General features: G+C 57.1%; 7 protein-coding genes. 3 read left to right on the forward strand and 4 right to left on the reverse strand.

The features are described 5' to 3' along the window. Positions 1 to 159: 159 nt before the first annotated feature. Positions 160 to 1,329 carry a serine-type D-Ala-D-Ala carboxypeptidase DacD gene (dacD, locus tag B4056_RS16705; protein WP_094112140.1) on the reverse strand — a complete coding sequence of 390 codons (1,170 nt, stop codon included), beginning with the start codon at positions 1,327 to 1,329 and terminating at the stop codon, positions 160 to 162. 195 nt (positions 1,330 to 1,524) lie between these two features. On the opposite strand from dacD, the gene sbcB reads away from it, so the two are divergent. Continuing rightward, positions 1,525 to 2,946, forward strand: coding sequence for an exodeoxyribonuclease I (sbcB, locus tag B4056_RS16710; RefSeq protein ID WP_039385286.1), 1,422 nt, complete (start codon positions 1,525 to 1,527; stop codon positions 2,944 to 2,946). A 63-nt stretch (positions 2,947 to 3,009) separates the two neighbouring features. Here sbcB and B4056_RS16715 read toward each other — a convergent pair whose 3' ends face one another. From B4056_RS16715 to B4056_RS16725, 3 genes are all read right to left on the reverse strand, one after another. Further along, on the reverse strand, positions 3,010 to 5,520 hold the full coding sequence (locus B4056_RS16715) for an autotransporter outer membrane beta-barrel domain-containing protein (protein ID WP_288655399.1): 2,511 nt from the start codon (positions 5,518 to 5,520) through the stop codon (positions 3,010 to 3,012). A 1,232-nt stretch (positions 5,521 to 6,752) separates the two neighbouring features. Continuing rightward, positions 6,753 to 8,111, reverse strand: coding sequence for an APC family permease (locus B4056_RS16720; RefSeq protein WP_039385292.1), 1,359 nt, complete (start codon positions 8,109 to 8,111; stop codon positions 6,753 to 6,755). Between the two features lie 370 nt (positions 8,112 to 8,481). Further along, positions 8,482 to 9,897: a glutamine synthetase family protein gene (locus B4056_RS16725; protein WP_039385294.1), complete on the reverse strand. Its 1,416-nt coding sequence runs from the start codon at positions 9,895 to 9,897 to the stop codon at positions 8,482 to 8,484. A 209-nt stretch (positions 9,898 to 10,106) separates the two neighbouring features. On the opposite strand from B4056_RS16725, the gene puuD reads away from it, so the two are divergent. Beyond that, the gene (gene puuD, locus B4056_RS16730) at positions 10,107 to 10,868 is read left to right on the forward strand and encodes a gamma-glutamyl-gamma-aminobutyrate hydrolase (RefSeq protein ID WP_071668093.1); all 762 of its coding nucleotides are present in this window, start codon (positions 10,107 to 10,109) and stop codon (positions 10,866 to 10,868) included. 10 nt (positions 10,869 to 10,878) lie between these two features. Next, positions 10,879 to 12,156, forward strand: a complete 1,278-nt coding sequence (locus tag B4056_RS16735) for an NAD(P)/FAD-dependent oxidoreductase (protein ID WP_150034250.1) — start codon at positions 10,879 to 10,881, stop codon at positions 12,154 to 12,156. Positions 12,157 to 12,183: the final 27 nt, after the last annotated feature.

Raw genomic sequence — 12,183 nt, forward strand, 5'->3', positions numbered from 1 at the left:
GGAAAAATTTGCGCGCTATGTTACCCTGGCATGGCAGCTGGCTTCAGCCCCTGCCGCCGCTTTTTCCCGCTTTTTTTCTATCCGTACGTATCAGGTAACCGTGGCGTTACATTCTGCTTTCAATAAAGAAACGCAGCGATAACGCCACGGTTAAACCTGTCAGAGTTTACGCTTCACGTAGTCGCTGATACGGGTAAGAATGCCCGCCTCTTCAACCGTCTGCAGCGCATAGAGCGGATAGCTCGCCAGCTGTTTGTCTTTATCCAGTACCTGAATCTCACCAATCTGCTCGCCCGCTTTCAGCGGCGCGGTAAGATCTTTGCGATCGATAACATATTTCGCCATCACGTTAGCCACTTCGCTGCGCGGCAGAGACAGATAGATATCCTGCGTGGTGCCTACCTCGACTTTATGCGGATTGCCATACCAGACGTTTTCGTTGCCGATCTTCTTACCGGCATGGAACAGCTGCACGGTATCGAAGTTGCTCTGCCCCCACGTCAGCAGCTTGCGCGCCTGCTCTTCGCGTCCTTTGGAACTTTTGCCGCCCATGATCACCGCAATCAGCCGGTGACGCCCTTCAACACTGGAGGCGACGATATTGAACCCGGCGCTCTCGGTATGCCCGGTTTTCATGCCGTCGACATGCAGATGCTGATCCCACAGCAGGCCGTTACGGTTGTTCTGCGTAATGCCGTTGTAGCTCAGGGTCTTTTCGCTGTACATGGCGTAAAAGTCCTGCTCGCCATTAATAATGGCGCGCGACAGCACCGCCAGATCGCGCGCCGTGGTGTGCTGACCCGGCGCATCGAGGCCGTGCACGGTTTCAAAATGGGTATGCGTCAGACCGAGCTTCTGTACATAGTGGTTCATCATGGTGACGAAACTTTCTTGGCTGCCGGCGACATAGTCTGCCAGCGCCACGCAGGCGTCGTTGCCGGAGTCGATAATGACCCCGCGCATCAGATCGCGTACCGTGACTTTATCGCCTGGCTTGAGAAACATCAGCGAAGAGCCTTTAAACACCGGGTTTCCGGCCGCCCAGGCATCTTTGCCTACGGTCACAACATCATCCCGGGTAATTTTTCCCTGATCGACGGCGCGATCAACCACATAGCCGGTCATCAGTTTAGTCAGGCTGGCGGGATTACGCTCCGCATCCGGATTGCCGGCAGTGAGGATCTGCCCGGTGGTAGCGTCCATTAATACCCATGATGCGGCATCAATACCCGGCGCCGTCACGGGAAACGCCAGGCTGTCCTCCGCCTGCGCTATTGATGCCACAAACACTAATCCAGAAAGAGTTACCCACACACGCCTTTTCAACACATCGTCCTCAGTTTAAAAATGAATTTACCGCCGCACGTTGTACGGCAAATAGCGCTTTGATATCTGAATAAATTGAAAAAAAGTATGTCCCGTACAGAAAAAACTCAGACCCGCCCGCAGCGCAATGGATGAGGGTTGTGCTGACTGAAACGCCCGACTATTCTGTGGGTTGATTTTTCAATCCAGGATAACGCCGTGCCCGCCTCTGAGTTCACCTTTCTGTTCCATGATTATGAAACCTTCGGGAAGAGCCCGTCGCTGGATCGTCCGGCCCAGTTTGCCGGCCTGCGCACCGATGCCGACTTTAACCCGGTGGGTGAACCGCAGGTGTTCTACTGTCAGCCTGCAGATGACTATCTGCCGCAGCCGGAAGCGGTGATGATCACTGGCATTACGCCGCAGGTTGCGCGCGCGCGCGGCGTTACGGAAGCGGAGTTTGCTGCACGTATCCACGCGCTGTTTACCCAGCCCAATACCTGCGTGATCGGCTATAACAACGTGCGCTTTGATGACGAAGTCACGCGCAACATCTTCTACCGCAACTTTTTTGATCCCTACGGCTGGAGCTGGCAGAACGGCAATTCGCGCTGGGATCTGCTGGATGTGATGCGCGCCTGCTATGCGCTGCGCCCGGAAGGGATTGTCTGGCCGGAAAATGATGAGGGCTTTCCCAGCTTTAAGCTGGAGCATCTCACGCAAGCCAACGGCGTGGCGCACGAACAGGCGCACGATGCGATGTCGGATGTATGGGCGACGCTGGCGATGGCAAAACTGGTCAAAGAGAAACAGCCAAAGCTGTATGCGTTTCTGTTTGCGCATCGTAATAAGCAGAAGCTGATGACCCTGATTGATATTCCGCAGATGAAGCCGCTGGTTCACGTCTCCGGTATGTTTGGCGCCGCGCGGGGCAATACCAGCTGGATCGTGCCGCTGGCGTGGCATCCTGATAATAAAAATGCGCTGATTGTGGCGGACCTGGCGGGCGATATGACGCCGCTGCTGGAGCTGGAGCCGGATGCGCTGCGCGAGCGCCTCTATACGCGGCAGAGCGAACTGGGCGATGCGGCTCCGGTGCCGATCAAGCTGGTGCACATCAATAAATGCCCGGTGCTGGCCCCGGCCAGTACGCTGCGCCCGGAGGATGCGGAGCGGCTCGGGATCGATCGTCAGCATTGTCTGGCGAACCTCGCCCTGCTGCGCCAGCACGTCGCCGTACGCGAAAAAGTGGTGACGCTGTTTGCTGAAGCGGAGCCGTTTACGCCGTCAGAGGATGTTGATGCGCAACTCTATGACGGCTTCTTCAGCGATGCCGATCGCGCCGGCATGAATATTCTGCGTCAGACGGCGCCGCAGAACCTGCCCGCGCTGGATCTTACGTTTAACGACGCGCGCGTCAATCCGCTGCTGTTCCGCTACCGGGCGCGTAATTTCCCCGGCACCCTCGACGATCGCGAGCAGCAGCGCTGGCTGCAGCATCGCCGCGAAGCGTTAAATCCAGAGCGGGTACAGGCGTTTCTGCTGGAGCTGGAGTCGCTCGCCAGCCTGCACGAAGAGGATGCGGATAAGATGGCGCAGCTGAAAGCGCTCTATCACTACGCTCAGGCGCTGGTCTCCTGAGGAGAGGCGCTGCGGCGGCAGGGTGTTGCCTGCCGCCGCAGGCCCGTATCAGGCCGCACAGGCTCAGAACCGGTAACTAATGCTTACCGCCGCCGCCGTATCTGACCAGCCTTTATCACCCACCTGCTGCCCGATGGTGCCTTTTACGCCAAAGCCGCCGCCCAGCGCCCCGTCTATTCCCACGCGCGCCTCCGCGATGTTGCGGCTGCCGCTCTGCGAAACGCTGACATCGTCCATCCGCACCGCATACTCCCGGGTGTTATGGATCCAGTTCAGTTCGGTAAACATGCCAAACTGCCGGCCGGTACTCTCATCCAGCTGCGAGTGACCTTTCATGAACGCCTTCATCCCCAGGCTGCTGCTTATGTTATCCTGGCCTGAACCCTGCACCAGCGTACCGTTGCGCTCAATATGATCATCCGCCTTAATTCCTGACCAGCTCACCCGCGCCTGCGGCTGCAGAAAGAATGCCGTGCGCGCATTTGCGCCCAGCGGGATCACATAGCCGGTGGAGAGTGAGGCGCTCAGCCCTGCTGACCGGTATGATTCGCCCGCCTCATCTTCGCCATTTACGCTGTTGTTAAACCAGCTGTACTGCATGGTGCTGTCCGTCCACAGACCCTTTTCGTCTGTTCCCTGCGCGAACCAGGTCCCGTAAAGGCCGGTAGTGTATCCGTTAACCTGCCCCCGGGCCCGGTAGCCGGTGATATCAGACTGCGTGTTGCTCTTGCTGTTGCCGTAGCCCGCCATCAGGCCCAGTCGCGTAGTATCCGTTGCCGCCACGTCACCACCCAGCATCGTCACAAAGCTGTTCGCCCGGGTCGATAGCTGGCCGTCACCGCCGTTCAGGCGGTTATGATCGCCCGATGTGCGCAGCCACAGCGAAGTATGCTTCTCTTCCCCCGTGACCGGATCAAGGTACCAGGTGCCCTTGCGGTCGTTCATGCGTGTGTCGAACAGCGTCGAAGCCGTGGCCAGGTTTGCCGCATAGGCGCCCCCCTCCGGACGCAGCACCATGACGCCTTTGCCGCTGCCGTCGCTACCGCTGCTGCCCCCGCTGCCACTGCCGTTATCACCACCGCTGTTATCACCGCTGCCGCTATCACCATCACCGCCACCATTATCGCCACCGCTGCCGTTGCCCTCTTCTTCATCCGGAATAATGGGAAGCCCGGTTTCAAGATCCGTACGGTTGGTGAGATACCAGTCCCGGTTCCCGCGCACCAGACGGTAGTCGTAGGCGCCCGCCACGATGCGGCCCTCTTGCGTAAAGGCGCTGCTGTCCGCGCTGCCCTCTACCTCAATCAACGTAATACCGTTCAGCGTCTCTGCGCCGCTACCGCCCAGATTATTCACCTGGACCCGGGTAGTGCCGGTTACATCACCGGTCACGACCAGCCGATCTGAAGTGGCGCTGTCGTCGCCCAGTTCAGTACCAAACAGCAGCAGGCCGTTATAGCCGGTGTAGTTGCCGTTTACGGTCAGCACCGCACCGGCGCTGCTCCCGGCAAGGTTGATGGTACCGGCGTTGATGATGTCGCCCAGCGTCCGGCTAAAGCCGTTAAGGTCAATAAGACCGGTGCTGTTGTTTGTCAGGGTGTCAGTGTGAAGCTGCGTACCGCTGCCGGTAATCAGCACGGTTCCGTCGTTAACGAAAGTGCCTGACGTAAAGCCAGCACCCTCTTCAAGCTGCAGGATGCCGGCGTTGTCATACTGGCCGGAGAGACGCATGCTGCTGCCTGCGCCACTCAGCAGCATAGTGCCGCCGTTCGTCACGCGCCGGGCCGTGACCGCTGCGCCGCCAGTGACGCTGAAGTCAGCATTGCTGGTCAGCCCGTCTGCGAGCGTGAGCGTGGTCCCGGTATCTCTGAGCATGACCCGGCCATTATTAGTCAGCGCAGCTGCAGTGATTTTTGCGCCGGATGCCGCCTCAACAGCGCCCACATTTGTAAACGGTCCGGTAATATTAAGCGTTGTATTCTCGCCAGCCACTGACAGCCGTCCGCTGCCTGTATATCCTGCATTCATATTCACAACGGTTGGTGATGCTGAACCGCTTACGATGACGGTGCCGTCGTTGGTTACCTGCCCCAGATCCTGGCTTAGGCCATTCAGGTCCAGCGTACCTGTGCCTGACAGGCGATAGCGGGAGTTTCTGCTTAAGGCGTTGGCCGCTCCCGCGCGCAGCACTCCGCCGGTTACAGAGGTGGTGCCTGAATAGCTGTTCTGATTAGCCAAAGTAGTGGTGCCGGATAACACGGCGACATCCCCGTTGCCTGTGAGAGCATGGGTAAAAACATAATCTGAACCGGTGTGATCAAATACCACGCCTGCACGCGATGATGACGTTGAAGCCAGGGCAATTGAACGGGTAAAACGGGTATTGATCACGCCTGGCCCATTTATTCCATTTGTGGCATCACCAATCTGGAGGGTTGCCGGGGCTGAGCCTGAGCCTCCGGTTAAGCTGAAGGTATTTGCCGTCAGAGTGCCGCCTCCGGCAAGCAGCAGGCGCCCCCCGGTCTGGACCATATTACCTGTCAGGTCGGCTAATCCGCCGTTTAGGATCTGCACGTCGGTTCCATTTATAACCAGGTCAGCTACCTGTAAAGTTGAGTTTGAACCGTTGATGCCTATTGAGCCTCCATTTGCTACCATATTTACTGGAGGTTGATTGCTACTATTTCGCCCCCGTGTATCGAGCAATCCGCCATTTTCTATATTAATGATGCTGTTTGTTAATCGCTCATCATCAACCATTATGCTTGAATGCATGCTCAGGTATGAGCCCCTACCAGAAACGTTAACTGTGCTGCCGTCACTGATTAAACCGTTTATTTGCGCAACTCTACCTGTTGCGCCGTCCAGTATATTGAGAACCGATCCCTTATTTAACGAATAGTTATTGTCATAATTATATAAAACAAAATCTGAACCGCTACCTCTGACCGTCACAGTGCCATAGATGTCGCTTCGCTGCAGGCTGAGATATCCGCCATTGTTCACCAGCACTGAGCCTGCTCCCGGCGCACTGCTGTCGCCAAGACTCATGCCAAAAGAACTAAGACGAGTAGTCGCGCCAGTCAGCAAAAACGTGCCAAACCGGCCTACTCTGATAATGTCTGAAAGGCTGGAAAACGATCCATCAGAGAGGGTTGCCGTTCCCGTGGCTGAAATACCAATATTGCCTGAACAGCCTCCCGATGGCTGACAGGTGAGAGATGAATCGCCTGAGTTAGAAACCTGAGCCCGGGAGACAGGCACGCTGCAGAGAGCAGCCCCGAGGATGAATTGACAGCTGGTCGCTGTAACGAGCCTGAGAAGCGCCATTCAATATTCCTTTTAAAAGGACACAGAGAGTGATATTGATAATTATTCACTCCTGCTAAATAAAGCACAATCAATTTAGTCAAAAAATAAAGCAACTTTACATAAGTCAGTTTATGAATTAGCAGAAGCACGCGGGCAGATATTCTTATTGATATTTTTTATTTCATTAAGTTGTGAATAAAATAAAAAACTGTGATTTATTCGCGAAAAGGTGTTAGCAGACTTCATTACGCGGCTCAGTGGCTTAATAAAGCTGTGTGGCGTGTTATCGATGATGTAGCAGTGAGCGTTAGGTTTCACCATCGCCCGGCCCGCCGGGATAGTGGCGTCATTATGCTGCTGCTGAGGGACGAGTAATGATGAACAAAGAGCTGGAAGCACAGAGAGGAAACGGCAGACGCAGGTAACGGATATCAGGAGGCAGGTACTGCAGAGAGCAGACCGGGTGCGCATCGCTGCGCACCCGGTCACGAACATCACACTTCTTCGCTGAACTGCGGGACCGGATTACGGAAAGTACGGGTGACGAACGCCAGGTAGATGATACCAATTGCGCCCCATACCAGACCCAGCACCATGGAAGTCTCTTCGAGATTGATCCAGAGTGCACCCACCGTCAGCGCGCCCATCACAGGCAGCACCAGATAGTTGAGATGGTCTTTCAGCGTCTTGTTACGCTTCTCACGGATCCAGAACTGCGCGATCACAGAGAGGTTAACAAAGGTAAACGCGACCAGCGCACCAAAGTTGATCAGCGCCGTAGCGGTCACCAGATCAAAGTTGATAGCCAGCAGTGCCACCGCGCCCACCAGCAGTACGTTCAGTGACGGCGTGCGATATTTTGGATGCACGAAGCCAAAGATACGCTGCGGGAAGACGCCATCGCGGCCCATCACGTACATCAGACGTGAAACGCCTGCGTGTGCCGCCATACCTGACGCCAGCACGGTCACCACAGAGAAAATCAGGATCCCGATCTGCAGCGCTTTACCGGCCACAAACAGCATGATTTCAGGCTGTGACGAGTCCGGATTCTGGAAACGCGAGATATCCGGGAAGTAGAGCTGCAGGAAGTAGGAGACCGCGATAAAGATCACGCCACCAATCAGCGCCGTCAGGAAAATCGCGCGCGGGATCGTGCGTTCAGCATCTTTGGTCTCTTCCGACAGCGAGCTGATGCCGTCAAAGCCGAGGAACGAGAAGCAGAGAATCGTCGCACCGGTGATCATCGGCACCACCTGAGCATGCTCAGACCAGAACGGTTTCGTGCTTACCAGCGTACCGGAGCCAATACCGTGCGCCACACCGTAAACCACCATACCGGTAATCACGGCCATGACCACAACCTGCAGCACCACAATGACGCTGTTGAAGTTAGCCACGGTTTTGATACCACGCAGGTTGGAGATGGTCATAAAGGCCACCAGCAGCACAACGAAAATCCACGACGGAATACCCGGCACCAGCGACTCAAAGTAGCTTTTTGCCAGCAGGATGTTGATCATCGGCATGAACAGATAGTCCAGCAGCGATGACCAGCCCACCATAAAGCCGACGTGCGGACTGATGGCTTTCTGAGCGTAGGTATAAGCGGAGCCCGCAGATGGGAAGCGGCGTACCAGCTTACCGTAACTCACAGCCGTAAACAGAATCGCAATCAGGGCGAAAGCATAGGCGGTGGCGACGTGGCCGTCGGTTAAACCTGACACAATGCCGAAGGTATCAAACAGGGTCATTGGCTGCATATACGCCAGGCCCATCATGACGACCGGAAGCAGGGTCAGAGTTTTTTTCAGATGTGCACGCTGAGGTGCGGCAGAGGTATTAAGCGCCATTGTTCAGACCCCCTACAGCAGCAACTGATGTCAGTTGTACCACAGGGATACTGCGCAACGTGCTGCAGTGAGAAGTGATATTAGTGTTTGCGATTGTCGCCGCGCCGTAATCATCACGAAAGCGAGAACCAGCCAGTGCTGGTGCAATTGTAAACAGTCCCATCTTTGTTCCTCAAATCTCACGCAGAAGCGTGTTTCGGTGTCTATCTATCCGGATACGTGTCCGGCCTCGGTTATGTATGTATTAAAAACATTATGCAAAAAAATAACCGACGCTCAATGCGTCGGCTATGTTCTGTCTTTTGCAGGGGGCATATTTTGCCCCAACTTATACCATCGACACAAGACGTTAACGCAATTCTTCTGTGCGTCAGGCGTTCTTTAGCATCCAGTCAATCTCTGTAGCGGTGATCAATCGCTCAAACTCGCGCAGCTCACACTGCTTGCAGCTATGCCACACGCGGCTGAAACGCTCTCCCAGCAGCTTCTGCAGCGGGTAGCTGCTCTCAAACTCATAGAGTGCGTCGCTCTGGCGAATCGGCAGTGCCAGCCCTTCCGCCGCATGTCCGTTTCCGGTCACCGCATGAGGTAAAGGTAGCTGATTATCCAGACCGTGCAAAATACCGGCAAGAATTGTTGACACGACCAGATAGGGATTTGCATCCGCACCCGCCACGCGATACTCCACGCGATGGTTCTCTTTGTCGCCGCACGGAATGCGCAGCGCCACGGTGCGATTGTTATGTCCCCACGACGCCTGCAGCGGCACAAACGACTCTGGCGAGAAGCGCCGGTAAGCATTGACGTTGGGCGCCAGCAGCGCCATTGACGCCGGCATCAGGTCAATCATGCCCGCCAGCGCGCGCTTCAGCAGCGGCGAGTTGCTGCCATCATCCAGAGAGAACGCGTTATGATCCGCCGCGTCGAGCATGCTGATATGTACGTGCATGCCGCTGCCGGCATACTCTTCATAGGGTTTCGCCATGAACGTGGCGGTCATACCGTGATTTTCCGCTACCTGTCGCACCAGCCGCTTCAGCAGCACCGCGTCGTCGCACGCTTTAAGGATGTCCTGCGTGTGATGGAGATTGATCTCAAACTGGCCCGGTGAGGCTTCCGCCAGAGCGCCATCGGCCGGGATCCCCTGCCGCTGCGCCAGCGCGTCGATATCGCGCAGCACGTCAGCAAAATGGTCGAGATTGTCCACGGAGTAAACCTGACAGTGCATGTTGCGCTCTGCGCTGCCCGGCGAACACGGTGGCTGAATAAAGCCGCCGGCATCGCGCTGCTTATCAACCAGATAGAACTCCAGCTCTACCGCTACCACCGGAAACAGCCCGCGATTGCGCAGCTGCTGCCACAGCCGGTTCAGCACGTTTCGGGGTTCAACGTCAAAGGGAGTGCCATCTTGGTTGCACATCGTCAGCAGCAGCTGGGCAATGCGTTGCGGATCGGAAGCAGAAGGGATAAGCGTGCCAGGAACAGGAATACAGAGGTTGTCGGGTTCGCCAAGTGCCTGTCCGAGACCGGCTTCCTCAACGGTGTTGCCGAGAATATCCATGGCAAAAACAGAGGCGGGAAAGTAACACCCTTTTTCCAGCTTTGGCAGCGCGGCAACCGGAATGCGCTTACCGCGAAAAACACCATTTAAATCATTTAACAGGATATCGACATACTGCGTTTCGGGATGGCGTTCCAGCCAGGTTTTCACCTCCAGCTGGAACGCGCTTGTTCGCTTCTCTTCACTGTGCCGCGTGAAATCTTCTACTTCCACGATATTCGTCATATACCACCCGCCAGTTACCGTTAATGAGGTTTGCGCGATGCTTTAATTCCGAACTACAGCTCTAACATAGCGCCAACACAAATAGTGTGCAAATGTAACAATCTGGTTTGCAGTTCGGCGCGGGCAGATTAGATTGAGAATAACAGGCTCGCTTAAACGCCTGCCTGAATTTGCCGGCAGAGCGTCAGCACTCTCAGCGTGGTAACCCGATGATGACAGATGCTGTAAAACCGCTGATCGGAATAGTGATGTGCCAGAACATGGCCGGTCCCCACCCCGCTCAGACGCTGCACAATAAATATCCGGATGCGGTGGTCGCGGCCGGTGGCGTACCGCTGCCGCTGCCGCATCAGCTGCTGCAGGCACCAAAGCTGCTGGCGCAAAGCATGGCGCTGCTGGACGGCCTGCTGCTGCCCGGCAGCCCCAGCAATATTGAACCCTGGCACTATGGCGAAGCGGGCAGTGAAGCGCACAGCGATCCGGGGCGCGATCGCCTGGCCTTTGCGGCCATTACCTGGGCCACCAGCCGACAGATGCCGCTGCTGGGTATCTGTCGTGGCCTGCAGGAGCTGGTGGTCGCCAATGGCGGCGCGCTCTATCGTCAGCTGCATCAGGTTGACGGGTTTCAGGATCACCGTGAAGACCCCGCCCGGCCGCTGTCGCAACAGTACGCTGCGGCGCATCTGGTCACGCCGGAACCGGGCGGGCTGCTGAGTCAGCTGCCTGACTGCCAGGCCCCCTTCGCCGTTAACTCACTGCATGCGCAGGGCGTACGCACGCCGGGTCCGCAGCTGCGCATAGAAGCACGCGCCGCAGATGGCGTGATTGAGGCGGTGAGCCTGCGTCATCACCCTTTTGCGCTGGCGGTACAGTGGCATCCGGAGTGGCAGTCTGAGCAGAACCCGGTTTCACGCCAGCTGTTTGCTGCTTTTATTCAGGCCGCCAGCGATTATCACCGGGCACGACCCTGAGGAGAATGTGATGCACCATGTGGAGAGCTATTACGCAGCCAGCGCTAATCCGCACGCCCCCTGGCCTGCGCTGCAGGAGAGTATTCAGTGCGACGTCTGTATTATCGGCGGCGGCTTTACCGGTCTCTCCTCGGCGCTGTTTCTGACCGAAGCGGGCTACGACGTGGTCGTGCTGGAGGCGGCCACCATCGGCTTTGGTGCCAGCGGACGTAACGGCGGTCAGGTGGTTAATTCCTATAGCCGCGACGTGGATGTGATCGAGCAGCGCTACGGTAAAGAAACCGCCGCGATGCTCGGCAGCATGATGTTTGAGGGTGCCGATATTATCCGCGACCGTATCGATCGCTACGCCATCAGCTGCGACTACCGGCCGGGCGGTATTTTCGCTGCCCTCAACCCGCGGCAGATGGGCCACCTGCATCGTCAGCAGGCGAGCTGGGCGCGCTACGGCAATCAGAGCCTGGAGCTGCTGGATGAGCGCGGCATCCGGCGGGAAATCGCTACCGATCGCTATGTCGGCGGTCTGCTGGATAAGCGCGGTGCGCATCTGCATCCGCTGAACCTGGCGCTGGGAGAAGCGGAGGCGATCCGCCGCCACGGCGGGCGTATTTATGAACACTCCGCCGCCCTCGCCGTGCACTACGGCGCACCGCACCGCATTACCACCGCGCACGGGGAGGTGCATGCCACCTTTGTGATCTTTGCCGGCAACGCCTATCTGCCGGCGCGGCTGGAGCCGCGCCTGAGCCGCAAAAGCATGCCGTGCGGCTCGCAGATTGTGACCACCGAACCGCTGAGCCGCGACCAGGCGCTCGGGCTGCTGCCTAACAACTACTGCGTGGAAGATTGTAACTATCTGCTCGATTACTTTCGTCTTACCGCGGATAACCGTCTGCTGTATGGCGGAGGCGTGGTATATGGCGCGCGCGAACCCGCTGACATTGACGCTCTGATCCTGCCCAAGCTGCAGCGCACATTTCCGCAGCTGCGCAATATCAAAATCAGCCACCGCTGGAGCGGTAATTTTCTGCTGACGCTGTCGCGGATGCCGCAGTTTGGTCAGCTGGAGCGGAACGCCTATTTTATGCAGGGCGACAGCGGCCATGGCGTAACCTGCACGCATCTCGCCGGCAGGCTGATTGCCGAGGTGCTGCGCGGTCAGGCGGAGCGGTTTGATGCCTTTGCCCGGCTGCCGCATCTGCCATTCCCTGGCGGACGCCGGTTTAAAGTTCCTCTGACGGCAATGGGCGCCGTATGGTATGCGCTGCGCGATCGGCTGGGCGTCTGAGCCGCAGCGGGAGACGCAGATCTCCCG

The sequence above is a fragment of the Pantoea sp. UBA7232 genome (assembly GCF_002473195.1).
In the GTDB taxonomy this organism is placed as follows: Bacteria; Pseudomonadota; Gammaproteobacteria; order Enterobacterales; family Enterobacteriaceae; genus Pantoea; species Pantoea eucrina.

Excerpts from the sequence above, each read along its gene's own strand:
- B4056_RS16720 (WP_039385292.1), bottom strand. The coding sequence starts at position 8,111 with ATGGCGCTTAATACCTCTGCCGCACCTCAGCGTGCACATCTGAAAAAA.
- puuD (WP_071668093.1), top strand. The coding sequence starts at position 10,107 with ATGATGACAGATGCTGTAAAACCGCTGATCGGAATAGTGATGTGCCAG.
- B4056_RS16735 (WP_150034250.1), top strand. The coding sequence starts at position 10,879 with ATGCACCATGTGGAGAGCTATTACGCAGCCAGCGCTAATCCGCACGCC.
- B4056_RS16725 (WP_039385294.1), bottom strand. The coding sequence starts at position 9,897 with ATGACGAATATCGTGGAAGTAGAAGATTTCACGCGGCACAGTGAAGAG.